General features: G+C 69.7%; 24 protein-coding genes and 1 pseudogene. 15 read left to right on the plus strand and 10 right to left on the minus strand.

The genetic code is table 11. From position 1 onward, the window contains the following. The first annotated feature begins 201 nt into the window (after nucleotides 1-201). Both LNW71_RS33980 and LNW71_RS33985 read left to right on the plus strand, forming a co-directional pair. Nucleotides 202-1,590, plus strand: a complete 1,389-nt coding sequence (locus tag LNW71_RS33980) for a GAF domain-containing SpoIIE family protein phosphatase (RefSeq protein ID WP_250971688.1) — start codon at nucleotides 202-204, stop codon at nucleotides 1,588-1,590. Nucleotides 1,591-1,720: 130 nt separating this feature from the next. Next, complete coding sequence (locus LNW71_RS33985) at nucleotides 1,721-2,332, plus strand: DUF6328 family protein (RefSeq protein ID WP_250971689.1); 612 nt, start codon at nucleotides 1,721-1,723, stop codon at nucleotides 2,330-2,332. A 157-nt stretch (nucleotides 2,333-2,489) separates the two neighbouring features. Here LNW71_RS33985 and LNW71_RS33990 read toward each other — a convergent pair whose 3' ends face one another. Next, nucleotides 2,490-3,395 (minus strand): NAD-dependent protein deacetylase, encoded by a 906-nt coding sequence (locus LNW71_RS33990; protein WP_250971690.1) that lies wholly within the window; start codon nucleotides 3,393-3,395, stop codon nucleotides 2,490-2,492. Nucleotides 3,396-3,633: 238 nt separating this feature from the next. Here LNW71_RS33990 and LNW71_RS33995 point away from each other — a divergent pair, with 238 nt between their 5' ends. From LNW71_RS33995 to LNW71_RS34010, 4 genes are all read left to right on the plus strand, one after another. Further along, a complete protein-coding gene (locus LNW71_RS33995; RefSeq protein WP_250971691.1) occupies nucleotides 3,634-3,993 on the plus strand; it encodes an STAS domain-containing protein in 360 nt (119 codons plus the stop codon). Between the two features lie 31 nt (nucleotides 3,994-4,024). Further along, complete coding sequence (locus LNW71_RS34000; RefSeq protein ID WP_250971692.1) at nucleotides 4,025-4,534, plus strand: ATP-binding protein; 510 nt, start codon at nucleotides 4,025-4,027, stop codon at nucleotides 4,532-4,534. A 281-nt stretch (nucleotides 4,535-4,815) separates the two neighbouring features. Next, on the plus strand, nucleotides 4,816-5,685 hold the full coding sequence (locus LNW71_RS34005) for an RNA polymerase sigma factor SigF (RefSeq protein ID WP_250971693.1): 870 nt from the start codon (nucleotides 4,816-4,818) through the stop codon (nucleotides 5,683-5,685). Between the two features lie 285 nt (nucleotides 5,686-5,970). Next, nucleotides 5,971-6,126: a DUF6131 family protein gene (locus LNW71_RS34010; protein WP_250972246.1), complete on the plus strand. Its 156-nt coding sequence runs from the start codon at nucleotides 5,971-5,973 to the stop codon at nucleotides 6,124-6,126. 291 nt (nucleotides 6,127-6,417) lie between these two features. Here the strand turns inward: LNW71_RS34010 and LNW71_RS34015 are convergent, their stop codons facing one another. The 4 genes and pseudogenes from LNW71_RS34015 to LNW71_RS34025 form a co-directional block, all read right to left on the minus strand. Next, the gene (locus tag LNW71_RS34015) at nucleotides 6,418-7,287 is read right to left on the minus strand and encodes an SDR family oxidoreductase (protein ID WP_250971694.1); all 870 of its coding nucleotides are present in this window, start codon (nucleotides 7,285-7,287) and stop codon (nucleotides 6,418-6,420) included. A gap of 29 nt (nucleotides 7,288-7,316) precedes the next feature. Continuing rightward, nucleotides 7,317-7,664, minus strand: coding sequence for a hypothetical protein (locus LNW71_RS37125; protein WP_374119548.1), 348 nt, complete (start codon nucleotides 7,662-7,664; stop codon nucleotides 7,317-7,319). Between the two features lie 326 nt (nucleotides 7,665-7,990). Further along, nucleotides 7,991-8,944 (minus strand): annotated as a pseudogene (locus LNW71_RS37130) (phytoene desaturase family protein); the annotation flags it as partial. Between the two features lie 33 nt (nucleotides 8,945-8,977). Next, the gene (locus LNW71_RS34025; protein ID WP_250971695.1) at nucleotides 8,978-9,457 is read right to left on the minus strand and encodes an SRPBCC family protein; all 480 of its coding nucleotides are present in this window, start codon (nucleotides 9,455-9,457) and stop codon (nucleotides 8,978-8,980) included. Between the two features lie 530 nt (nucleotides 9,458-9,987). Between LNW71_RS34025 and LNW71_RS34030 the strand changes: the two genes are divergently transcribed. Both LNW71_RS34030 and LNW71_RS34035 read left to right on the plus strand, forming a co-directional pair. Continuing rightward, nucleotides 9,988-11,172, plus strand: coding sequence for a zinc-dependent alcohol dehydrogenase (locus tag LNW71_RS34030; protein ID WP_250971696.1), 1,185 nt, complete (start codon nucleotides 9,988-9,990; stop codon nucleotides 11,170-11,172). A 276-nt stretch (nucleotides 11,173-11,448) separates the two neighbouring features. Beyond that, nucleotides 11,449-13,182: an FAD-dependent monooxygenase gene (locus LNW71_RS34035; protein WP_250971697.1), complete on the plus strand. Its 1,734-nt coding sequence runs from the start codon at nucleotides 11,449-11,451 to the stop codon at nucleotides 13,180-13,182. A gap of 31 nt (nucleotides 13,183-13,213) precedes the next feature. Here the strand turns inward: LNW71_RS34035 and LNW71_RS34040 are convergent, their stop codons facing one another. Next, nucleotides 13,214-13,909 (minus strand): ScbR family autoregulator-binding transcription factor, encoded by a 696-nt coding sequence (locus LNW71_RS34040; RefSeq protein ID WP_250971698.1) that lies wholly within the window; start codon nucleotides 13,907-13,909, stop codon nucleotides 13,214-13,216. 300 nt (nucleotides 13,910-14,209) lie between these two features. On the opposite strand from LNW71_RS34040, the gene LNW71_RS34045 reads away from it, so the two are divergent. Continuing rightward, a complete protein-coding gene (locus LNW71_RS34045) occupies nucleotides 14,210-15,067 on the plus strand; it encodes an SDR family oxidoreductase (RefSeq protein ID WP_250971699.1) in 858 nt (285 codons plus the stop codon). Nucleotides 15,068-15,092: 25 nt separating this feature from the next. Here LNW71_RS34045 and LNW71_RS34050 read toward each other — a convergent pair whose 3' ends face one another. Next, a complete protein-coding gene (locus LNW71_RS34050) occupies nucleotides 15,093-15,446 on the minus strand; it encodes an AfsA-related hotdog domain-containing protein (protein ID WP_250971700.1) in 354 nt (117 codons plus the stop codon). Next, a complete protein-coding gene (locus LNW71_RS34055) occupies nucleotides 15,389-16,090 on the minus strand; it encodes a ScbA/BarX family gamma-butyrolactone biosynthesis protein (protein ID WP_250971701.1) in 702 nt (233 codons plus the stop codon). The genes LNW71_RS34050 and LNW71_RS34055 overlap by 58 nt, the downstream gene beginning before the upstream one ends. Before the next feature lie 872 nt (nucleotides 16,091-16,962). Between LNW71_RS34055 and LNW71_RS34060 the strand changes: the two genes are divergently transcribed. Together LNW71_RS34060 and LNW71_RS34065 are read left to right on the plus strand one after the other, a co-directional pair. Further along, complete coding sequence (locus LNW71_RS34060; protein ID WP_250971702.1) at nucleotides 16,963-17,610, plus strand: ScbR family autoregulator-binding transcription factor; 648 nt, start codon at nucleotides 16,963-16,965, stop codon at nucleotides 17,608-17,610. Nucleotides 17,611-18,285: 675 nt separating this feature from the next. Beyond that, the gene (locus LNW71_RS34065; protein WP_250971703.1) at nucleotides 18,286-19,101 is read left to right on the plus strand and encodes a ScbR family autoregulator-binding transcription factor; all 816 of its coding nucleotides are present in this window, start codon (nucleotides 18,286-18,288) and stop codon (nucleotides 19,099-19,101) included. Between the two features lie 448 nt (nucleotides 19,102-19,549). Here LNW71_RS34065 and LNW71_RS34070 read toward each other — a convergent pair whose 3' ends face one another. Both LNW71_RS34070 and LNW71_RS34075 read right to left on the minus strand, forming a co-directional pair. After that, a complete protein-coding gene (locus LNW71_RS34070) occupies nucleotides 19,550-20,527 on the minus strand; it encodes an aldo/keto reductase (protein WP_250971704.1) in 978 nt (325 codons plus the stop codon). A gap of 412 nt (nucleotides 20,528-20,939) precedes the next feature. Further along, nucleotides 20,940-21,809 carry a helix-turn-helix transcriptional regulator gene (locus tag LNW71_RS34075; RefSeq protein WP_250971705.1) on the minus strand — a complete coding sequence of 290 codons (870 nt, stop codon included), beginning with the start codon at nucleotides 21,807-21,809 and terminating at the stop codon, nucleotides 20,940-20,942. 160 nt (nucleotides 21,810-21,969) lie between these two features. On the opposite strand from LNW71_RS34075, the gene LNW71_RS34080 reads away from it, so the two are divergent. From LNW71_RS34080 to LNW71_RS34095, 4 genes are all read left to right on the plus strand, one after another. Further along, complete coding sequence (locus tag LNW71_RS34080) at nucleotides 21,970-22,308, plus strand: carboxymuconolactone decarboxylase family protein (RefSeq protein WP_250971706.1); 339 nt, start codon at nucleotides 21,970-21,972, stop codon at nucleotides 22,306-22,308. 35 nt (nucleotides 22,309-22,343) lie between these two features. Further along, the gene (locus LNW71_RS34085; protein ID WP_250971707.1) at nucleotides 22,344-23,186 is read left to right on the plus strand and encodes an SDR family oxidoreductase; all 843 of its coding nucleotides are present in this window, start codon (nucleotides 22,344-22,346) and stop codon (nucleotides 23,184-23,186) included. Nucleotides 23,187-23,219: 33 nt separating this feature from the next. Then, entirely contained in the window at nucleotides 23,220-23,642 is a 423-nt protein-coding gene (locus tag LNW71_RS34090) for a cupin domain-containing protein (RefSeq protein ID WP_250971708.1), read from the plus strand. A 147-nt stretch (nucleotides 23,643-23,789) separates the two neighbouring features. Further along, nucleotides 23,790-24,134, plus strand: a complete 345-nt coding sequence (locus LNW71_RS34095) for an alcohol dehydrogenase catalytic domain-containing protein (RefSeq protein WP_250972247.1) — start codon at nucleotides 23,790-23,792, stop codon at nucleotides 24,132-24,134. The last annotated feature ends 105 nt before the right edge of the window (nucleotides 24,135-24,239 follow it).

The raw sequence follows: 24,239 nt of genomic DNA on the forward strand, positions 1-24,239 counted from the left end.
GTCGCCCGTGGGTGCGGAGCGCGTATGCCACGGCTCCCGCCGCTCGGGGCACCCCGGGGGGCAAGCACGGCCGACCGGTGGTTGAAGGGCGGAGGAGCCGCGGTCCCTCTCCCGACATGCCTGGCCGGGCGCCGTGTTGCAGAATGCGAAGGCGGTGTCCCTGGAGTCGGCAGTCACGCGCAACGGAGACGAGGAGCCGGGATGCGCTCGGAACGCGATGACCGGCATGCCCGGGAACCGGCTGACGGGCCGGGGTCCGGACGGGAGACGGACGACACGGACCGTGAGATCGACGCGGAGGTGCAGCACGCCCTGGACCGCCTCACACTGCTCATCAACGTGACGGAGGCCCTGGCCAGCACCCTCGACGTGGACACGGGGCTCCGTCGGCTCTGTCGTACGCTCGTTCCCGGCCTGGCGGACTGGTGCGCGGTCGACCTGCTGGACGAACACGGAGAGCTGCACCGCATCGTCGTCGAACACCGTGAGGCCGAGGGGACGTCACCCGGTCTGTACGAGGGGCTCCTGCCGCCGGCCAAGGGCTCCGCCGCAGCCGGGGCGCGTGCCCTTCTGGGCGTCGGCCCCGTACTGCTCACCGACTTCGCCGCGCCCCCTGATCCCCATGACCCCCTGCACGCCCGTGAGCAGGAACTCTTCGAGCGGCTGAGCGCCGATACGGCCGTGGTGGCCCCGCTCAGGGCACGGCGACAGGTGTTCGGCGTGCTCACCCTGGCACGTACACGTCGTGAGGCCGCCCTGACCGAGGACAGCCTTCCGCTCGTCGAGGACCTCGCCCACCGGGTGGCCCTGGCCATCGACAACGCGCGCCTGCACGCCGAGGCACAGCGCACGGCGGAGCGGCTGCAACGCTCCCTGCTGCCCGAACTTCCCGACGACGGGCCGCTCGAACTGGCCGCCCGGTACCAGCCCGCGGTGGCCAACGCCCGCGTGGGCGGCGACTGGTACGACGCCTTCGTGCTGCCGGACGGCGCGATGACACTGATCATCGGCGACATCGCAGGGCACGACCTGCGGGCCGCGGTCATGATGAGCCAGACGCGCAACATGCTCCGGGGCATCGCCTGCGACCGTAAGGAACCGCCCGGCAAGATCCTTGCGCGACTGGACGCGGCGCATCAGATTCTGTATCCCCATCAGACGCTGACCTGTATCTACGCCTTGGTCGAGCGACTCGGCGCCGACGAGCCGTGGCAGCTGCACTACGCGGTGGCCGGGCATCCGGCCCCGCTGCTGGTGACGCAGGAAGGGGAGACCCGTTTTCTCACCGGGGGCCGGAGCATGCTGCTCGGAATGGACCCCGACGGGCACCGGCCCGCCGACATCGAGAGTCTTCCGCCCGATTCCACCGTGCTCCTGTACACGGACGGTCTCGTCGAACGCCGGGACGAAGGGCTGGACCGTGGTCTGGCCCGGCTCCGGCAGCACGCGGCGGCCCTGGCGCGCGAGCCGTTGGCCACGTTCTGCGACGAACTCCTGAGCGGACTCGTGGACGACGGCACCGACGATGTCGCCATGATCGCCGTAAGGGTCGCCCCGCCCCACACCGGACCCGCGGTGGCCACCCCGTGACCTCCCCCCGCTGAACCGTCCGCGCGTTCCGGATACCCCCCGTGACGTCGCTCGTTGCGGCATGCGCGCGAGGGCGCGTGGCGTAAGCGAGTGCGATGAGGGCACATGGGTGGCAATGAGAGGAGGCGTCATGAAGTCACTGGACTCCGCGCCCTTGGACAGCGACGGCGGCAGACCGCAGGCAGCCGGCCCGATCGTGCCCCGGCCGGACCGCGTGAACCGGGAGAGTGAGCCCCGGGCGGACGGCGAGAGCGACAGGAGCCCGACGGGGTCGTCCGAGGAGGACCCCAGGGAGCGGGTCAACCGCCGGTGGAACGAGATCCTTCAGGAGACGCGGGTCGCGCAGACCGGCATTCAGATCCTCTTCGGCTTCCTGCTCAGCGTCGCCTTCACCCAGAGATTTGAACGCCTGGGCGACTTCGACCACCGCGTCTACGTGGTCACCGTGGTTCTCGGAGCTTCCGCCATCGGGGCGCTCATAGCGCCCGTCGCGCTGCACCGATTCCTCGCCGGGTCCCAGATGAAGGACGAAGTGGTCGCCGTGGCGGGCCGGTTCATGGTGTGCGGCATGGTGCTGCTCGCCCTGACCATCGGGTGCACGCTCCTGCTCCTGCTGCACACCGTACTCACCGACACGCTGGCGGAGGTACTCGTCGGTGCGGTCATGGCGTGGTTCGCCGCGGCCTGGTTCCTCCTCCCGTTCGTCCTCAAGGCCCGCTCGGCCCGCCGCGACGGCGACTGACCCTAGGCGCGGGCGGCGCGGGCGCGGTCACCGCACCGGGCGGGGAGCCCTGCTCAGAGCGTCGTTCACGGCGGACAGAGCCGCAGGCAGTGCGGGCAGCCCGGCGACACGGAGCCGGGCCCCTTGACCGCCTGGACCTGGGTGGCCGGGACAGCCCTTAGCCAGGTCCCGCCGTCTCGTCGTCGAGGGGGATGCCCAGTCGGCCGGCCACGGTGGTCAGAGCTGATCCGAGGGGCAGTGCGATCCGGGTGACGGCGTGCCGGTCGCCCCGGGTCGGGTCCCGGTTGACGATCAGCACCGGCTTTCCGGCCTGGGCCGCCTGGCGAACGAACCGGAGCCCGGACATCACCGTCAGCGAGGAACCCAGGACCAGCAGGAAGTCCGCCGCACGGACCAGCTCGCGGCAGTGCTCGACCCGCTGCGGGGGCACGGCTTCGCCGAAGAACACCACGTCCGGTTTGAGGACCCCGCCGCAGACGGTGCAGGACACCACGCGGAAGTCCCCGACCTGTGCGTCGGTGAGGTCGGCGTCTCCGTCCGGGTTGATCGCGGCGGCAACAGGTCCGAAGCCCGCATTCGCCTCCTCCAGCCGCCGGGCGAGTTCTCGGCGCGGGCTGAAGGAACCGCAGGACAGGCACACCACCCGGTCCAGGCTCCCGTGGAGGTCCACGACATCCTCGCTGCCGGCGGCCTGATGCAGGCCGTCGACGTTCTGGGTGATCACGCCGGAGAGCAGGCCGTGTCGCCCGAACGCTGCCACGGCCCGGTGCCCGGCGTTGGGACGGGCCCGGCCGAAGGTGCGCCATCCGAGGTGACTGCGCGCCCAGTACCGCCGCCGGGCCTGGGCACCGCCGGTGAAGTCCTGGTAGGTCATCGGCGTGTGCCGGCTCAGGCTGCCGCCCTCGCCCCGGTAGTCGGGGATGCCCGACTCCGTGGAGATGCCCGCCCCGCTGAGCACCAGCACACTGCCGCTGCTCAGCGCGTCGACGACCGGCGCCGGATCCGTGGTGCCCGGCGGCAGGTCCTCCGTCGGGGCCCAGCTCAGAGTGGGACGCATACGCATGCCCCCAGGGTACGGAACCGGCTGCCGCTGCCACATCACACCGTCGACGGCGCCGCTTCATGTCGGCACAGGGGGCGGACCGGGTACCTCACACATGCGACTCGGCGCGCACGCCGTCGCACGTCAGGCGGGCTCGACCCTGGCGCGGCGACCCGCTCGCAGAACGCTCCGGGCCGTCGTGGGCGGAGGGTGGAGTGGGCCTTGATTCCTGTGCGCAGACTTGTGTGAAGATACCCGGATGATGTCGCACGAGAGCTCGGTGGTGGCCGAGACAATCGCCGGTGCCCTGCTGGTGCGTGTCCGCGGGGTGCAGGACGGGGACAGTGCGGACCTGCCCCTCCTGCGGGAGATCCTGAAGAGGGCTGCCCAGTCCGACGAAGCGGGGCGCACGGTGCTCGACCTGTCCGCTACCGGATTCGTCGACTCCACCTTCCTGCATGTCCTTCTCAATGTCCGGCCTGTCTACGAAAAAGCAGGAAAAACCCTCGTGCTGGCCGGTCCGCTACCCACACAGGTACGGCGGCTGTTCGAGGTCACGGGCACCATGGGCGCATTCACACACGCCGAGACCGTGGATGCGGCCGTGCAGGGTGAATAGCATGCCGAGTGCCCCAACTACGGTTTCCGAAATGGCTGGTGTGTGGTGTGCGGCAAGCGTGCGAGGGCAGGCGAACTACGCAATGACTGACAACAGCGTGGCTCCTGACAGTGGTGTGACCCCCGGCGCGGCCCCGGCGAACACTCCACCTGGCGCGCGCCTGGCCCTGCCGGCCACGGCGGCCGAGGCCCGAAGCCGGGTGGAGGCGCTGGTCATCACGCGGTTCCGCGAGCTGAAGGCCGTAGAGGTCGACGAGGTGAGGCTGGCCGACGTGCTGCTCGTGACATCGGAACTGGTCACCAACGCGATTCGGCACGGCGGCGGCCTGACCGGTTTCGCCGCCGCCCTCACGGACGACGGGCTTCTCCTGGATGTCGCTGATGCCAGCACGCAACTGCCGGTGGTGACAGATCCCGCGGACCGGGGACGGGGCCTGGTAGGCGGGTTCGGCTGGCCCTTGATCTGCCGCCTGGCCCGACATGTCGCTGTGACTCCGCGCCCGGACGGCAAGCAGATCACGGCACTCCTCCCGCTGGTCTGACAGTCCCCACGGGAGGGCCGTCCCGCCGACACCGCTGCCGCCGGCCCAGCTGGAGAAACAGCACAACCCACGGGCGGGGCCCGGCCGAACGGCTGCCCGCCCCACCTGCCCCTGGTGTCGACTCCGTCCCAAGGGGCTCGCTTCCTCGGGCCTTCGCCGCGTCAGAAAGCAGAAACTTCAACGTTCTTGTCCATGAGTGGGTGTGGGGGCCGAAGACCCGGGTACGCGCCGTTTCGCGCGTACGGAACCGTAGGGACTGTCGGACGAAGGGAACGATCACCATGTCCATATCCGCGTCAGTGCAGGCACCGGGTACGACGGCCGGCGCGGAGGCGCTCCCGGAGATCGACGATCCGCAACTGATCGCGCCGAAGGACGCCCGCGCGATCAGCAAGGTGTTCTTCGACCGGTTGCAGACCCTGGAAGAGGGCACCGCGGAGTACCAGTACGCACGCAACACGTTGATCGAGATGAACCTGTCGCTGGTGCACTTCGCCGCCAAGCGCTACCGCAACCGCGGCGACGGCCAGATGGAAGACATCATCCAGGTCGGCACCATCGGACTGATCAAGGCCATCGACCGGTTCGAGCTCACCCGCGAAGTCGAGTTCACCTCCTTCGCGATTCCCTACATCGTCGGCGAGATCAAGCGGTTCTTCCGCGACACCACCTGGTCCGTCCACGTCCCGCGCCGGCTGCAGGAACTGCGGGTCACTCTCGCCAAGGCGAAGGAAGTACTCGCCACCGAGCTGGACCGCGATGCCACGGTCGCCGAACTGGCCGCGCACCTCGACATCAGCGAGGAAGAAGTCGTCGAGGGGCTCATAGCCTCCAACGGCTACACCGCCGGCTCCCTCGACCTGCCCGTCGGCGGCTCCGAGAACGACAACCCCGGCACGGGTGGGCGCACGCACGCCGACGTCACGGGCGACTTCGACCCCGCTATGGAACTGGTCGAGAACCTCCACGCCCTGGCCCCCCTGATGGACGCGCTGGACGAGCGTGAGCGCTCCATCATCCAGATGCGTTTCGGCCAGGAGATGACCCAGTCCCAGATCGGTGAACATCTGGGTGTGTCGCAGATGCACGTCTCACGCCTGATCAGCCGCATCATCGCCAAGCTCCGCGACGGCATGCTCACTCAGGACTGACCGGGACCGGCCTCCACGGGCACACCTCGTGGGCCGGTCTCCGGAGAGTGTTGGCGGGGACCGCTGACAGGGCTGTGCCGGCAACCTGTTCGTATGGTCGAGGTCACCGCCGATCTCGCATTTCCTCGTATCCGTCAGGTCGGCGGTGCTGGCGGTGATCGGAATACCCAGTACGCGAACGAGGACATGAGGGCGTGAGATTCGCTTGGATTTGTTCAAGAAATCCGCCCGGTGCGGTCAGCGTCTAAGCTGGTCGTGGATTGTCAAGCGAAAATGGAGGACACCATGCTCGTCCTCGGCATCATTCTGCTCGTCGTAGGCTTCGTGGCGGGAATTTCGATCCTGTGGACCATCGGGATCGTTCTGCTCGTCATCGGGGCCGCCCTCTGGATTCTGGGAGCAGCCGGTCACGCCGTCGGTGGCCGCCGACACTACTGGTAGTCGTCGTGCCGTCCGGAATGCAGGGAGACCGAACCTCCGTAATACACGGAGACCGAATTCGGGCATGAGGAGGCGCATGCTCACGCCCAGGCGGCGACCGGATATCGGGCGCGGCCGCATGGACCGCAGGCGGACAGCCTGCGGGAAACCGCACGTGTGAAAGCGCTGACGGTGGCACGCGGAAACCACCGAAAGGCAGGGCTGCGGCAAATCCGAACTCCCGCGCGCATGCGTATGGCCCGGCATCGATGCCGGGCCATACGCATGCGCGCGACGGAGTGGCGCGCTCAGTCACACGTCCCGGTTGGTGGTTGCGGCCCGGCCACCCGCTCCCAGGAGGCCCGTCGCGGAGAACTCCGAGCGCATCAGTTCCTGCCGGGAGAACCGGGTGACCAGTCCCGGCAGGAGTGCGCGTACCGCCTGCACGCCCTGCAGCCACCTGGGGACGTAGACCGTCGGCGCACGACGTTCGACAGCGCCCACCAGCGCTCCGGCCACGTGCGCGACCGGGTAGACCTTCCGGGCCGGAGGGGGCATCTTCGCCCGCAGACGGCGCAGCACCTCATGCTGGTCGGCGTCGTGGATCATGTCGGTGTCGGTCCAGTTCAGGTAGGCCGTTCCCACGCCGACACCCCGGGGGGAGACCTCGGCGCGTAGGGATTGGGCGAAGGACTCGACCCCGGCCTTCGAGGCGCAGTAGGCGCTCATCAACGGTGCCGCGCCGATCGACGCCAGGGAGGCGATCTGCAGGTAGTAGCCGTGTGTTTCGAGCAGGTCGGGCAGGAAGGCCCGCGCGGTGACGGCGCTTCCCACGAGGTTGACCTCGATCACGCGACGCCAGGTGTCGGGGTCGGATTCGACGAACGGTCCGCCTTCGGCGACCCCCGCGTTTGCCACCACGATGGACGCGCGGCCGAGTCGGCCACGGATCGCCTCAGCGGCCTCCGCCATCGCGGCATCGTCCGTCACATCCACGTGCCAGTGGTGCGACGGGGTGGGAAGACCGGCGGCTACCGCTGCCAGCGCCTCCTCCTCCAGCCCGAGCAGTGCCACATGGGCTCCCCGTTCGGCCAGCCTGCGGGCGACTGCCTCTCCCACTCCTCGGGCGGCGCCGGTCACCACAGCGGTACGGCCTCGCAGAACGTGCTGGTCAGCACTCAACGGAACTCCTCGACGTGGATTGTCCGGCATCAGGCGGTCGGGCCGCTGCCGTCGCGTCCGCGACGGGCCAGCAGCCGCTGGGCGGCGGTCAGCGCGGCAGCGGTGCCCCGGGTGGAACGGATCGCGGCCCGGGCGGCATTGGCACCCGGTGCACCGTGCACCCCGCCGCCCGGATGCGCGGATGCCGAAGCCAGGTACAGGCTCTTCACCGGGGTTTCGGGCCGGCCCGTGCCCGGCACCGGCCGGAACACCAACTGCTGGTGCAGCGAGGCCGTGCCGCCGTTGATCGCACCGTTGTAGAGATTGTCGTCCGCCGCCTCGAACGAGGGGGCGCCAGGATCCGCCGGGCTCGCACAAGACTGCGGAAACCGGGGCATAGCGCTCCACCTGCTGTTCCACGCGATCTGCCATCCGTTCGCGCTCGGCGGTGCCCCACCCACCGGACAGACCGTCCGGACCGGCGTCCGCCTTCACCTTGTGGGGCACATGCGTGTAGGCCCAAGCCGACTCGGTGCCCCGCGGAGAACGTGTCGCGTCCGCGGTGCTCATCTGCCCCAGCAGGAGGAACGGGCGGTCCGGCACGAGACCGCGGGCGATCTGGGACGCGCAGCGCGTCAGCTCGTCGACACCCTCTGCCAGGTGAACGGTGCCGGCCGCGGAAGCCGCCGGGCTGGTCCACGGGATCGGCCCGCTCAGCGCCCAGTCGACCTTGAACGTGGCGTAGTCCCACTGGAACCGCCGCATGTCGTCGAGGAGCCGGGACGGCAGATGTTCCGGGGGACGAGCGCCCCGTAGAGGCTGGGGCGGACACATCGGCCAGCACCGCACGTCGGGCGGGTACCGCATCCCCGGACGCGGTACGCACACCCATGGCACGCCCCTGCCGTACGACGACCTCGGTCACGCGCTGCCCGCACCGCACGCGGCCCCCGCGCGCCTGCAGCCGCCGCACCAGTGCCGAGGTGAGAGCACCGGCGCCCCCGACCGGAACGGGAAAGCCGTGAAACTGCCCCAGCATCGACATCAGCCAGCCGAAACCGCCACTGCCGGCGGCCTCAGGAGCCAGATCCGCGTGAAGGGCGTTGCCCGCCAGCAAAAGGCGCCCGCCCTCGCCGGTGAACTCCTCCTCACCGAGCCTGCGCACCGGCAGCACAAGGCTGCGGGCCAGTCTCAGCCCGCCTGCCGCCCGGAGCCGTGCTGTCAGTCTGCCCGTGGCGAGGACGGGCGGGAAGGGCGAGAAGAGAGCATTGACGATGTCGTCGCCCAGACGGTCCCAGATGCGGCACAGGGCCAGCCAGCTCCGACCGTCGCCGGGTGCGAACACATCAAGCCCTGCGGCGGTCACGGACCGGTTTCGGTCCAGTACGGCACAACTGCCGTCGAGCAGCGGGTGCGCGAGGACATGGGGCGCGTGACTCCAGCGGAGCCCCTCCCGGCCCAGATCCAGCCCTGACAGCACCGGAGAGGCGGCAGCCAGGGGGTAGAACGAGCTGAACACGTCATTGACGTACTCGGGATGGACCTCCCGGTCACTGCGGACCGCGCCCCCCGGTTCGTCCTGCGCCTCCAGGACCTCCACCGTCCATCCGGCGTCGGCGAGCACATTAGCGGCGACCAGGCCATTGGGACCGCTTCCGATGACTACCGCGTCGATCATGGCTTCGCCCTCCGCCCGAGAAGGAACCCGGGACTATTCGGCCGGCCTGACGGCACGCGTTCCGGCGTCCGGATGTCCGGCCGTCACGCGTTCGACCAGCCGGGCGAGTCGCGCCAGCATGGTGCGGTGACGGATCTGGAGTACCGAATCGAGGAGGGTGTTGTGGAGTGTGGCGCCCAGGCCCCGCAAGGGATGCTCGTCGACGATCACCAGGGTCGCGTCACCCCAGGCGCGGATGTCGAAGGCGATGCGGGCCGAGCCCCATGGGCCGCCTTCGGCCTCCAGCTCCAGCGTCCGCGGTTTGTCGATACGCCGGACGACCGTGTGCCCGGTGAACTCCTTGGGCCCCATGCGAAGGGTGTAGGTGATCGACGAGCCGACCTCGGGCCAGTCGCCTTGCTCCCGGCGGGACCGAGAGGTCCCCACCACCCACTCGCCGTACAGGGTCTCGTCCTCCAGCACGGCCCACACAGCGGTCGGCGGACGGTCGATGAGGTGATGCCGGACGGCCATAGTTCTCCTCGGATCGTCGACCGCGCCGGCGCTGCTGCGCCGGATCTCGTGACCGAGGCTCCGGCTGGCGCCGATGCCCTTCTGTCGTCTCCTCCACGAGCCTCGTGCCGCCGGTTGCGAGATCCACTCCGGCCGGCCACGCGGGGGCACTGCAACGGACTCGCCGTCCGCACCTGCAATTCTGCCCCCTGTCCTGCGGTTCTGCCTGGCGCGTCAGTCCCCGCCACACATTGCGCTCCTTCATGCGCAGGGCGGCGCCGGGGAGAACCGGACGCAGGACCCAGTCATCTCCCTTCTGGCCGCAGAGTATGAAGTGGTCCACACTCGATGGAGAGAGCGGACAGCGCCGAGCGGCGCCTCCTGGCAAATGGAGATGCGAGCCGCAAGGCCGTCCGGTACTTGGCCTCGGCTCTCCGTCTCGCAAGGAGCGCCCTGCGGCCTCCGCACTCACTCGCTCAACACGTGAGATGCGGCCACCGAGTCACTGAGTTGCTGAGTCACCGACGCGGAGCGTAAGGGAGTGGAGAACCGTGCGCGCATTGACCTATCAGGGGAAGCGGGACGTGCGGGTGGAGACCGTTCCGGACCCGCGGATCGAGGATCCGGCGGACGTCATCGTCAAGATCACCTCCACCGGTATCTGCGGGTCGGACCTGCACCTGTACGAGGTGCTGGGGCCGTACCTGGACCCCGGCGACATCCTCGGGCACGAACCGATGGGTGTCGTGGAGGAGGTCGGGCCGGAGGTGACCGCTCTTCGCCCCGGGGACCGGGTGGTGGTGCCCTTCAACGTGTCGTGCGGCCACTGCTTCATGTGCGCCCGGGGACTCCACTCCCAGTGCGAGAAGACCCAGGTGCGCGAGTACGGCACGGGGGCGTCCCTGTTCGGGTACACCAAGCTCTACGGACAGGTGCCCGGCGGCCAGGCGGAGTACCTGCGGGTTCCCTTCGGGAACGATCTGCCGGTCAAGGTTCCGTACGGGCCGCCGGACGACCGGTTCGTGTATCTGTCGGACGTACTGCCCACGGCCTGGCAGGCCGTTGAGTACGCGGACGTCCCGCCCGGCGGCAGCGTCACCGTTCTGGGTCTCGGCCCCATCGGCGCCATGGCCGCACGGATCGCGCTCCACCGTGGCGCCGGACTCGTCGTGGGCGTGGACCTTGTCCCCGAACGCCTCGCCCGAGCGAGCGCGTACGGCGCCACCTGTCTCGACCTGCGCCGCTGCGGCAAGGAGTTGGCCGACGCCGTTCGCGACCTCACCGACGGGCGCGGTACGGACGCGGTCATCGACGCAGTCGGTATGGAGGCCCATGGGGCGCCGGTCGCCAAGGCGGCCCACGCGGCCGTCGGTCTGCTGCCGGACGCTGTCGCAAGGCGTCTGATGGAGACAGCGGGAATCGACCGCCTCACGGCTCTCCACACAGCGATCGACCTGGTGCGCAGGGGCGGCACGATCTCCGTCTCAGGCGTGTACGGCGGATCGGCCGACCCGATGCCGCTGCTCACCATGTTCGACAAGCAGATCCAACTCCGTATGGGGCAGGCCAACGTGAGGCGCTGGATCGACGAGCTGCTGCCGCTGCTGCACGAGGACGACCCGCTCGGTGTGGACACCTTCGCCACCCACCATCTTCCGCTAGAAGAAGGGCCCCGGGCGTACGAGACGTTCCAGAAGAAGGCGGACGGCATGATCAAGACCCTGCTCGTCCCCTGAGAAACCCCGTAAACAGACTGCGCTGTTGGCTTTCCGGGTGTCCTGGTTGCTGGTTGTCCGCGGTTTTGTCTGGTTTGTTGTTCGGCGTGTGCGGGTGTGGTGGGGCTTGTTGTCCGGTGTGATGCCGAAGAGCGTTGCAAAGAACCGTCCAACCGGTATATTTTTTGGAGAACGGGTCTCTGTGTGGGGCGGGGTTCCCGCATGGTCGAGGGGGAGGCTGGGACTGATGGGTGGGTTGCATGCGCAGGTGTTGGTTGTGGGGGCGGGCCGGTAGGGATGCTGCTTGCGGCGGAGTTGGCCGCGGGTGGTGTGGACACGGTGGTGGTGGAGCCGGGATTGGCGGCTTCGCGGAGGCCGAAGGCGACGACGTTGCACGCGCGGGCGGTGCAGTGTCTGGCGAGGCGTGGCTACGTCTTTCCGCCGGCATCGGGGGCAAGCCCGGTGCGCGGGTCGATGCCCGCAGGGCCCGGACCCGGAACGGTGCCGGGGTGGGGTGCCGGGTCGTCCGAGGGCATGGCTTCGGTATCCGGGTCCGGGGCTGTCGAGGGGCGGGCGATGCCGTTTCACTTCGCGGGGATCGGCGGGTTGTCGATCAGCGCGCCTGACGGGGAGCCGGTCCCGATTCTGAAGATGCCTCAGATCGAGCTCGAGAGACTCTTCGAGGGGCGTGCGCGCTCGGCCGGTGTGCGGGTGTTGCGTGGGTGTCGGATGACCGGGCTGGCCCAGGACGGGACCGGTGTGCGGGTGAGTGTGGCCGGCCCGCGGGGTGGCCGTGAGGTGTGGTGCGTCGGGTATGTGGTGGGGGCGGACGGGGCGCGCAGCACGGTCCGTGAGGTTTCGGGGATCGGTTCGGACGTCGGTGCGCCGAAAGTGTCCGCGACGATGGGCGCGGTGCGTGTTGCGGAGGGTGCGGAGGTGGAAGTGGGGTGGCACCGGACTCCGCGGGGGTGGCTGGTGGCGAAGCGTGGATCGCAGGGCCGTACCGTGCTGCAGACGCTTGTGTGGGGGGATTCGTCTGCCGACCGCCGTCTGCCGCTGACAGTGGACGAGTTCAGCCAGGAGGTGTCCAGGGTTGCGGGACGGGACATTGCGTTGAGCGACGGCCGGTGGCTGAGCCGGTTCAGCGATTTCACCCGGCTCGCCCGCACGTACCGGGCGGGACGCGTGTTCCTGGCCGGGGACGCCGCGCACGTTCATTTCCCGGTCGGTGGGCAGGGGTTGAGTACGGGCGTGCTGGACGCGCTGAACCTGGGCTGGAAGCTCGCCCTGGTGGTGCGGGGCGCGGCAGATGACGAGCTGCTCGACACCTATGGTGCCGAGCGACGGCCGGCTGCTGAGCGGGTCATCCACAACACGCGTGCGCAGGTCGCGTTGATGCGTCCGGGGGCCGAGGTGGATTCGTTGCGGGCGTTGGTCGCGGAGCTCGTGGAGTCGGACGGCGGCAACGACTTCCTGGCCGGGATGATCAGCGCCCAGGACACTGTGCTCCCGGCAGGCGTCCGTGGGCGTTCCTCGTGGGAGGGAAGGTTCCTGGACAGCGTCGACCTGGTCACGGGCGAGGGTCCGTCGGATGTGATCGGCGTGCTGGGGAGTGGCGTTGAGCCGGTTCTGCTGCTTCTCGGCGACGGGACGGAGCACTATGCCCAGACGGCGCAGGCGTGGGCACGGTCGTTGCGGGTGGTGCGTTGCCGGCCGGTGCGCGCCGTGGGGTGTGCGGCGCTGCTGGTACGTCCTGACGGGTATGTGTGCTGGGCGTCGGACGGGGGCGCGCCCCTGGCCGAGGCGTTGCCGGCGCTGTTCGGCGCCGGCGGCGCGAGGGGTGACGCGAAGGTGGACGCGGGCACCGACGGGGGCGTGGACGCCGGCGCAGGCGCGGAGGCAGGTTCCGACCCGGGCGAGGACACTGACGGGAGCGCCGGCGTGCATGCCGACCCGGACGCGGGCGGGGGTTCGGTGGTGGGGGGTGCGGCTTCGGCGTCCGGGTTGTTGCCGTTGGAGACGGTGGTCTGAGGGCGGTGCGCCAGGAATTGCGGGACGGCCCTCAGGCCGTGCGGGCGGGAGTTCGGGTGCGGGGCGCGGGGGTGGGTACTTGCGGTGCCTGTGGTGCGGTGAGCTCGTTGAAGACGCGGGCACCCCGGCTGAGGGTGAGGTCAACGGAGGCGAGCACGGAGGCGAGTACGACGTTGGGGAGCAGGTGACGCAGCAGGGAGCCGACGCGTTCGGCGAGGTCCTCGTAGCTGGTGAGGGCCTGCGACATCGCCTGGACGCCGGCGAAGCTTCCCACCAGGACGTCGGAGGTCTCCTGCGGCTGGATGTGGGGGAGGAGTTCTCCCTGGGCCTGAGCCTTTTCGAGGAGGGTCCTCAGCACTTCGCCCCAATTGCGGAACGGGCCGCTGCGGTCGAGGTCGTGAGCCTGCTGGTCTAGGGAGAGCCGCACTCCGGCGCGGACCATCGGGTCGGTCTGCAGGCGGTGGGCGTGCAGCAGGATGGCGTCGACGATCTCCTGTGTCTTGCAGGGGCGGTCGGGAACGGTGAGGTGCTGGTCCTGTTCACTGAGTACGCCCTGGGCCAGCTCTTCCTTGGACTGGAAGTGGAAGTACAGAGCCCCCTTGGTGACATGGGCCTCGCTGAGGATTTCGGTGATGGTGGCTGCCTGATATCCGCAATTCTCGAACACTTTGGCCGCTGCCGACAGGATCGTCTGGCGTGTACGGATGGCTCGGTCCTGCTTCGCCACTCTCGCCTCCTCCACCTACATGGTTGATGTGTCAATGGAAAATCGTGCATGAAAAAAACCGGCTAGTTTGTATCTTACAGCGATCGTTGCCCCGAGCGAATGGGGGTACGTCATGATCGATCCAGACGGCTACGGGCTGTCCCGCCGGGGATTGCGGGACAGCCCGCAGGCGGGCGTTCCGGCCCGAGGGGGCGGCCGGCGCTGTGGACTGCGGCGTTGTGGTCCGCGGGGCTGCGGCGTGTGGGGTTGTGATGGGTCTTGCGAAGTTGCCCGGCGGGTTCGGGCGGTGGGGAGTGCGGCGTGATTCTGGTGACCGGTGCGACTGGGACGGTGGGGCAGGAGGTGGTCCGCTGTTTCCCGGTGGGCGTGCCGTTGCGTCTGATGACGCGGAATCCGGCGGGGGTTGGCGCGGTGCGGCCAGGGGCGGAGGTAGTGGCGGGGGACTACGGCGATCCTGAGTCGCTGGCTGTGGCGCTCGAGGGGGTACGCAAGGTCTTTCTCGTCACGGGCCGGGTGGGTGGCGATGAGGATGAGGCTTTCCTCCGGGCCGCGCGGGCGGCGGGGGTGCGTCATGTGGTGAAGCTGTCGGCGGCTTCGGTCGCCGACGCGCGGGCCGATGACCTGGTTACCCGTTGGCAGCGCGTCAGTGAGGGGTTGCTGCGGGCGTCAGGGATGGAGTGGACGCTGCTGCGGCCCCGTTCGTTCATGTCGAACTGTCTGTCGTGGGCGGGGCCGGTGCGCGCGGAGGGTGTGGTGCGGGCCTTGTACGGGTCGTCGTTGAACGCGTGCATCGATCCGCGTGACATCGCGGAGGTGGCAGTACGGGTGCTGACGGGAGAGGGACACCGGGGCATGGCGTACACGTTGACGGGGCCCGAGGCGATCAGCGCGGTGCAGCAGACCCGGGTGCTGGGCCAGGTGCTCGGAGTGCCGCTGCGGTTCGAGGAGCTGACGCCGGCACAGGCGCGTGCAGCACTGCTGCGGCGCTATCCGGCGGAGTTGGTGCAGGCGTTGCTGAGCAGTGCGGGGCGGCAGCGCGAGGGGGCAAAGGCGGGTGTGGGCAGCGGTGTTCTTGACGTGACGGGCCGGCCTGCCCGGTCGTTCGGCGAATGGGCCGCGGATCATGCCGAAGCCTTCGCCCCTGTGGTGGTGTCCTGAGGGGCGAAGGCGCGGGCGGGGCGGTTCAGCGCTGGGGTGGCAGTGCTGTCACCTTGGAGGTGAACACCGCGTTCCCGTCCTGGTGGCCGGTGACCAGGACGGACTGTTCGCCGGCCGTGGCGGCGGGCAGGGGTTGTGCCTCGATGATGCAGGCGGCGTCGAGCTCGACGTACCGGTGGAACTCGCTGGCGATGGCGGTGGGCAGCATCGCGGAGTTGTCGAGGGCGGCTGCCGCTGCCTGCCGGGCCGCTTCCAGGAGCACCATGCCCGGAACGTGGTCGACGGGGTGGTCGAACAGGACGTGGTGGCGGGTGTCGGCCCTCAGCTGCCAGCAGTTGGCCCGGCCGGTGGGGGAGAGCACCACGTCGGTCGGTGACATACGTCCGACGCTCTGGGGCGAGGCGGGAGCGGTGAGCGGGAGCAGAGAGGGGCTCTGGGGGTGCAGCGGTTCCCCCTGAGTCTTCGGTAGACCGCCGGTGTGGTGCAGGTGTAGGCGCCGCTTCCGTGCACGGCCGGCTGCCCGTCACGGTGGATCACTGCCTCGTAGCGCAGTGCGGCCAGGGCGCTGCCGCGCCGTTTCACCTCGGTGCAGGTGACGTGGATGTCGAGGGCGGCCGGCGCTTCGCCGATGAGGACGCGGTCGGGTTCGACCGCGAACTGGAGCTCCCACATCAGGAACTGATGGCCGAACGGGACATCGAACTCCGCGTGCGCGAGGAGCGATCCCACCTGACGGATCGTTTCGGCTGCCAGCAGCGGATCGTGGTGTGCGCCGATGGGACTGAAGAAGCTGTGTCCGCGGGGCCACTGCGCCGCCACCCTGAAGTGGGTGTCGTCCTCACGCTTCCAGTCGGTGAGCATCACCTCGGCCACGGCCGCCCGGTGCACGAACTCCTTGGGCACCGTGGTCGTCAGCGACGGAAAGCGGAACAGCGGGGGCGCGGCCGGCGGAGCTGTCCGGGCGTCCTGCATGGATATGGCGTTCGTGAGCGGGTGAGCAGGCTGGGTCGTTGCCGCAGTCATCTTTCCCCCAAAACGACAGTGACGAAATCTCGTTGAACCCCTCGCGGGACACCCAAAGATACATACCACCCGGTTTAATTTCTACCGTTCCCTCACACTAGCTGGAACCGGCACCGCGAGTACCGATTTCCCCGCGATACGGCTTTCGTTCCCCCTGTTCGGCGCCCGGGCGCCACTCGCGTAGACGCCGCTCGAACCTGCGGCTGGAGGGTGTGGCGAGCGGAGCGGGCCGTCGTGGGTGGATCGCGCTGTGAGGCGGCCGAGGGGGTGCGGGTCAAGCGCGGCCGGTGGGCGGGGGGTGAACTCAGGGCTTTGCTCTCGCCCTCGCGGGGAACCGGGCCGGCTCGCGACGGCGGGCGGGAGGTGCAGGACCGCCCAGTCGTGCAGCAGGGCGGAGAGCGGGTGTTGAGGGGCGCTATGCAGCTCGCGACAGCGCGACGGGCGGGGGAGGCGTCGCAGGTGGGGCAGACCGCAGGGCAGAAAACCGCGATGGTGGTTTGTTAGTCTGGACTGCTGCGGGGAGGTGGCATCGAGAAGGGCTGGAAGCCGGGTGGCTGTGGCGGTCCCGGGTGGGGCTGCCTCGCGGGGCTCGGGGGCGGCGTGTCGGGGGTCCCGGCCTGCGAGTTGGGGGCGCTGGGAAAAGCCTGGTCGCGCAGCAGAGGCCAGGGCGGCGCGTCCGCTGTGCGCCGACGGGTGCAATCCTGCGGGGAGCGGCGGAGTGCCGTGTTCCGTTCGCCGCACCGGGCGGTGAGTGTGCCGGCCCGGCATCGCAGGGCCGGCCGCTCCGCCCCGGCGGTCCGGGAACGACGAGGTGCGATGGGAGCGCTCCGTCGGGGGCCTTGCCGCTGAGTCGCGTATTCAGGAGACATGTGATGGTCAAGCAGGACCGTGCGGCGCGCACGCGCCGGTCGTTGATCCATGCAGCCGCCGAGGTGTTCGCGCGGGAGGGCTTCGCACCCGCTTCGCTCGCCACGATCAGCCGCCGGGCCGGGGTGAGCAACGGCGCGCTGCACTTCCACTTTGAGAACAAGAGGGCGCTGGCCCAGGCCGTCGAGGACGAAGCGGCGCAGACCGTACGCCGGATCACCGAGGAGGGGGCGGTCGGGCCGGGTGGCGCCCTGCAGGCGCTCGTGGACACCACGCATGCGCTGATGCGCGCCCTGGCCGACGACATCGTGGTCCGGGCCGGCTTCGGCCTGGGCGGTGACGCCGCCCGGGGGCAGGAGTTCTGGCTCCGGCGGGAGTGGCAGCGATGGATCGAGGACATGCTGCGGTGCGCTGAGGCGGAGGGCCGACTGGCCGAAGGGGTGTCCCCGCATGACGCCTCGCCCGCCATCGTGGCGGTGACCGTGGGCCTGGAGGTGCTCGGCGGTGACGACCGCGGATGGCTGTCCGGGGAGACGGTCGCCGGATTCTGGGATCTGGTGCTGCCGGGGCTGGCGAGTCGACGGGAGCCGGTGCCGGTCAGTTCGCCCCGGCCGGGTGGCACCCCCGCGCGGTGGTCCCGTCCGCTCGGATAACAGTCTGATCATGCTGTTTTGAAGGCACCGCAAGGCGCGGGATGTTGCCGAATTCCGGCCGATCCCCTCCCGCCGGCCTTGGCGCCTAAGGTCCCGTCGTGTGGGGGATTGGTGAATAGCCCAGTTCAGGCGCCGAGGGCGATGTCGGACGTGAGTCAAACAAAACAGTACGCACGGTTTGGTATTGACAAACCGTGCGTCCTGTTTTCTACTCAAGGTGCTTCGGAGTGGCTCACGACTCATTCACGGACAGGGGGAGGCGGCGTGGGTATCGACGTACCGGGCGGGCCGGCCATCCGTGAGAACGGGCTCGCGGCGACGCCGACAGCGGCCGAGCCGCCACCAGTTCCGGCCTTGCCGGCTCAGCGCGCCGATCAGGTCACGCCCGTGCACACCCGGAGGTTGAGCGCGCCGTACAGCCGCTGGTGTTCGTACGAAAACACGCAAGACCGGTTCATGCCGCCGCTGCACCGTTCCGGGCGCCGCAGCAAGGAGTCGGGCGTCTGTCAGGGGCTGCGCCCCCTTCGCGTGGGCGAGTTGGATGTCGAGCGGTCTGCCGGACCTCGGCGGCCGCGGCGGTCAGTTCTCATGTCCGAACCCGCAGTGCCGGATGGATGGCGCCCCGTCGGCGGTGTCCGTGTCGGCCGGGTTGGTTGAAGGAGAAGGGGGCTCAAGATGCAGGCCAGGTCGCAGCGGACTCGCCAGAGGCTGGTCCACGCGGGCGCGGAGATGTTCAACCTGTACGGCTACGCCCATGCCACGCTGGAGCAGATCGCGGGGGTCGCGGGCATGACGAAGGGGGCACTGTACTTTCATTTCGCCTCCAAGGACGGCCTTGCCGAGGCGGTGCAGGAGCAGGGCCGCGCCATGTTGCGGGAGTTCGTCGGGGAACACCAGGAGGCCGGTGTACCGCCGGTGCAGGTGCTCATCGACATGACGCACTGGCTGGCCCGGATGCTCCAGGACGACCTGGTGATCAGGGCGAGCTTCCGGATCACCAACGAGTGCACCGGCCGGGAGTCCCCGGGCGCCGACTTCCATGAGGTGTGGATCAGCGAGGTGCTGCGGCTCCTGGGGCAGGCCCGCGAGGCGGGTGCGCTGCAGGATCGCGGGGCGGAAAACGGGCCCGAGACACTGCTGTCCGCGATGGTGTGCGGTATCGGAGTACTTGCGGGAACCGCTGTGCGCTTCCCGCGACTCAGCGACCAGGTGCCGGCGTTGTGGGCGCCCCTGCTGACGGCGCTGGTACCGCCGGGCGACATCGCGCGCTACCGCACCCATCCACCGGCCGTTGCCGAAAACGCCCGACCGCCGGCCGCCACCGCCGAGACCGTCAGGCCGCCGGCCACCACCGCCGAGACCGTCCGGCTGTCAGCCACCATCGCCAAGAGCGTGAGGGTGCCGGCCGCCGTCACCGGGGGCGTCAGGGCTGCGGCCGTAGCTGCCGGGAGCCCCGGCCGGGCAACGCGTGTCCTGACACCGGAGCACTGACCGCACCAGAGCGCGCCCGCGCTGCGCTGCCTTGGGGCAGCGCCCCTCCAAGTGCCCGCGCGTCCTGCCTCAGGTACGCGGGCCGTCGGCTGGTCAGCGGTGGCCTCGGTGCGCCGCTGAAATGGTCCGAAAAGGTCTGAGGGACGCCGCGTTGGCGTGCGCCAGGCCAACGCTTGGGCCCGGAGTCAGCGTCTCAGCATGGCGGGGTGGATGACCGAGCACGCCCCGCCATACGTGGCCGCTCCCTGTGGTGTGCAGGCGTGGCAACGACCTCCGCCGCCTGTGGGCATGCAAGTGCCCACAGGCGGCGGGGCTTTGGTGCGCCGGACGAGGCCGCCCAGGTGAGCCCGTGCTGGTCTGTGCGCGTACGCCTGTGCGCCCGCCGCCGTCGGCATGCGAGGGAACGGGCACTCGCGGGTTGGGTCATCGACAGGGTGGCGACGCGTGATCAGCGTTCGAGCATCTGTGCCTGGGCCTCGGTGTGGGTGTCGCCGGCGGCCGGCGGCAGGCTGCTGAGCCTGTCCAGCTGCTCACCGGTCAGCGTCACGGCATCGGCGGCGGAGTTCTCCTCGACGCGGCTGACCCGCTTGGTGCCGGGGATCGGTGCGATGTCGTCGCCCTGGGCGAGCAGCCAGGCGAGGGCGACCTGCGCGGGCGTGGCGCCGACCTCTGAGGCCAGGGCCTGCACATCGTCGGCGATTGCGAGGTTGCGCTGGAAGTTCTCGCCGGTGAAGCGCGGGTTGTCACGCCGGAAATCGGATGCGTCGAACTGGTCGGTGGATCGGAGAGTGCCCGTCAGGAAGCCGCGGCCCAACGGGGAGAACGGCACCAGGCCGATGTTCAGCTCCCGCAGCACGGGCAGGACGCGCTCCTCGATCCCCCGGGTCCACAGGGAGTACTCCGACTGCACCGCGGTGACCGGCTGTACGGCGTGGGCGCGGCGGATCGAGTCCGGACCGGCCTCCGAGAGGCCGAAGGCGCGCACCTTGCCCTCGGCGATCAGCTCGGCGACCGCCCCGGCCGTCTCCTCGATCGGCACGGCCGGATCCACCCTGTGCTGGTAGTACAGGTCGATGTGATCGGTGCCCAGTCGGGTGAGGGAACCCTCGACGGCGGTGCGGATGTTGGCCGGGCCGGAGTCCAGATTCCAGGCGCCGTCGCCGGCGTGGGAGACCATGCCGAACTTCGTGGCCAGGACCACCTTCTCCCGGCGCCCCTTCAGAGCCTTCCCGACCAGTTCCTCGTTTGTGTAGGGGCCGTAGATCTCGGCGGTGTCGATGAGTGTGACGCCCAGGTCCAGCGCCCGGTGCACGGTCCTGACCGACTCCGCGTCGTCCGTGCCGGAGCCGGTGTAGCCGTGGGACATACCCATCGCGCCGAGGCCGATCCGGGAAACCTCGAGGTCACGCAGGTTGATGTAGCGCATTTCGTCCTCTCCGCAGCGTGGCTTACCCGGCACCTCACTCTCGCCCGGTCCGGCAGGTCGGGCCTGCTGCGGCGCGGTCGGGCGACCGGGGTGCCGGCGTCTGTCTCCTGCACCTTCGCCCGGATCGCGCCGATGCGGCAGTGCGGGCTCTTCAGGAGCCATCGGGGCTTCCTCGCCCCGCGCCCCAGGTGCTCGTCGGGCCAGACTGGAGTCAAGCATCCGAGAGCGCGCAAAGCGAGGGCGCCGAGCTGGGCCGCTGTCTGCGCGCCCCCCCGCACGCGGACCGCCCCGGCACCCCTGACCACGACGCCCTGCTGCTGCTCGGCATGAGCGCGCCTCAACCGACGCAACGCCCCGCGTCGGCGCCGAGAGCCACCGGGCAGCAGTCCGGCGGCGAATGACCACCGGATGCTTATTCGGCGGGCTCAGCGGTGGCCCGGTGCCGGCCGGCCGCCCAGGAGGCGAGGATGCGCAGGCCGTCGTGGGTGGGCGTGCCCACCTCGGCCGTCCATACGACGAGCTGCTGATCCGGGTCGGTGCTGGCGGTCAGAGTGTCCCAGTCCAGGGAGAGCTCGCCGGCGACCGGGTGGTTGAGGACCTTCGTCCCCACGCTGAGCGTGGCGACGTGATGCGCGGCCCACCACTGACGGAAGTCCTCGTCCTGGACGGACAGTTCGCCGACCAGAGCGGTCAGACGGGGATCGTTCGGATACTTCGCCGCCTGCATGCGCAATTGTGCGACCGCGGTGCGGGCGACGCCTTTCCAGTCGGCGTACAGGTTACGCATCGCCGGGTCGGTGAAAAGAATGCGTACGTAATTGCGGTGCTTCTCCGGAACAGCGGCGAAGTCGGTGACGAGGGCCGCTGCGAGGGGATTCCACGCGATGACGTCCATCCGGCGGCCCATCACGACGGCGGGCGTGGAAGTGAGGTCGTCCAGGACCCTGCGCAGCTGCGGCTGTACCCTCTGCCGGGCCCTGCGGCGCGGCTTCGCGGTCTCCTTGCCGGCCAGGCTGAACAGGTAGCGCCGCTGGTCGTCATCCAGCTGCAGGGCCTGTGCCACCGCCTCCAGTACCGGTGCCGAGGCGGGTAGTCGGCCCTGCTCCAGGCGGGTGTAGTAGTCCGTGGAGATCGCCGCGAGCTGGGCGATCTCTTCCCGGCGCAGCCCGGCGACTCGGCGTGGGCCCGCGCTGTCGGGCAGGCCCACGGCGCGGGGACTCAGCTCGGCGCGGCGGGCCTTGAGGAACTCGCCCAGCTCGTTCAGGTGCGGTGTTGGACTCATGCCCCCAGTGTGGCAGCGGAAGTGCCGGCCGTGAGGGGGAAGGATTCTTCCCAGGATGTTTCTTCCCAGGAAAAAACTCTCCTCTGCACGGACACATGCATGAGTGCGAACCTGGAATTACGCCGGAAAGGGCGACGGGGAAACGGAAGGAAAGAGCATCGTGCCGGAAAAGCAATCCGCAGCGCAGCAGGCCATCGGCGACGTCGCGCCCAAGCTGGCCGACCTCACCGACCAGGTGCTGTTCGGCGACGTCTGGGAACGCGAAGGGCTCTCTCCGCGGGATCGCAGCCTGGTCACCGTAGCCGCGCTGATCGCCCTCTACCGCTCCGACCAGCTCGGCTTCCACCTCAAGCTGGCTCTGGAGAACGGGCTGGCCGAGGAAGAGCTGAGCGAGGCCATCACCCATCTGGCCTTCTACGCGGGCTGGCCCAACGCCATGGGAGCCGCCGCCCAGCTGAAGGCCGTCCTGGCGTCCGCCGACGCCCCCCAGGATCACTGACACCCCATTCTCTTCACGCAGGAGCTCCACTTCTCATGAGCAAGGTCATCCTCATCACCGGTGCGGGGCGCGGCCTGGGCACCGATATCGCCCGCCAGGCCCTGGCCGCCGGCCACCAGGTCGTAGCCACCGGCCGCCGCCCCGAAAGCGTGCTCGAGGCCCTCGGCGGTGAGCAGAGAGATCTGCTGGTCGCTGCCCTGGACATCACGAGTGCCGACGCCGCCCAGGTGGCCGTCGATGCCGCCGTGACCCGGTTCGGCCGCATCGACGTGCTGATCAACAACGCCGCCACCTTCCAGGCCGGCTACTTCGAGGAGATCTCCGACGCGCAGATGCGGGCCCAGATCGAGACGAACCTGTTCGGCCCGATGAACATCACCCGTGCCGTCCTGCCCGTCATGCGTGCCCGGCGCCGCGGGCACGTCGTCACGATCTCCTCGATCGCCGGGCTGGTCGGCCAGGAGTTCTGCGTCGCCTACGCCGCTTCCAAGTTCGGCGTCGAAGGCTGGATGGAGTCCTTGCGCCACGACGTCGAGCCCTACGGCATCCGCACCACCATCGTCGAGCCCGGCTTCTTCCGCACCGAGCTGCTGGTGGACGCTTCCACCAGCTGGGCGGAGCTCTCGATCGACGACTACGCCGAGCGCACCAGGACCACCAAGGCGATGTGGCAGTCGATGAACGGTCAGCAGGCCGGCGACCCGGCCAAGCTCGCCGACGCCCTGTTGAAGGTCACCGACCTGGACGAGCCGCCGCTGCGCTTCGTCGCGGGCGACGACGCCATCCCCACGGCCCAGGCCAAGGGCCAGGAGATCACGGCGCAGGCCACCGCCTCCCGCACCCTGGGCAGCGCCCTCGCCCACACCGACGCCGTCTGAACCGGCCACCTCGAACGCACCAAGGAGCACGTCATGGAATTCGTCAAGCCGCACCCCACCGGCAAGGGACCCGCAGACTGGTTCAACGGAGACGTCTGGTCCGACGTCATCCACGCCGGCCAGGAACCTTCACGCATCCGCGCCAACATGGTGCGCTTCGCCCCCGGTGCCCGTACCGCCTGGCACCACCACGCCGTCGGCCAGACCCTGCATGTCGTCGCCGGGACCGCCCTGATCGGCACCCGGGACGGCACCGTCTACGCCGCTCAGCCCGGTGAAACCGTCACCTGCCCGCCCGGCGAGGAGCACTGGCACGGTGCCACCGAGGACCGCTTCATGCAGCACCTCGCACTGTGGGACGGCACCGCCCCGGACGACGACCGTCCGGAGACCACCTGGCTGGAGCACGTCACCGACGCCCAGTACCAGGCGCCCCGCGCCCACAGCAGCCGCTGACTCACACCGCGCCCACGCGAAGGAGCCACCCGGCAAGGACCGCGACGACGACCGCCCTCTTCGGCGGCACCGGACCCCACTGGGGCCCTCCGCCAGGTCCTCCTCCCCGAGCCGGACCCCGGCCAGATCGTGGTGCGCGCGCACGCGGTGGCGCTGAACAACGCCGACGCTGCGATCCTTGCCGCTGCCGACCCCACCGCCGGCGGCAGCGGCGAGGAATACCAGGCCGGCTACGAATTCGCCGGTGACGTCACGGCGGTCGGCGACGGCGTCGACACCACCACCGTGGGCCGTCGCGTGATGGGCACGAGTCCGGCGAGCTTCGCCCACTACGTACTGGCCGACCACCGGCACACCCTGCCCGCCCCACCCGAGTTGGCGCGTGCGCCACGATGCAGGTCATGCTCAGCGCATCGAGCGGGAGAGCTGAGGAAGCGGCCTCACCGGTCTCATCCCTTGACCACAGCAGCAGATGACTGTGCCCCCTGCTGAATCGGCCATCCCGGCAGGGGCACAGCATGTCCCGGCTCTCCATCCGTCGCCGGCAGCCCTGACAGGAGCTGCCGCACGGTCCCTCTTGCGTCCGTCGCGCGCACA

Source organism: Streptomyces sp. RKAG290 (assembly GCF_023701695.1).
Lineage (GTDB): Bacteria > Actinomycetota > Actinomycetes > Streptomycetales > Streptomycetaceae > Streptomyces.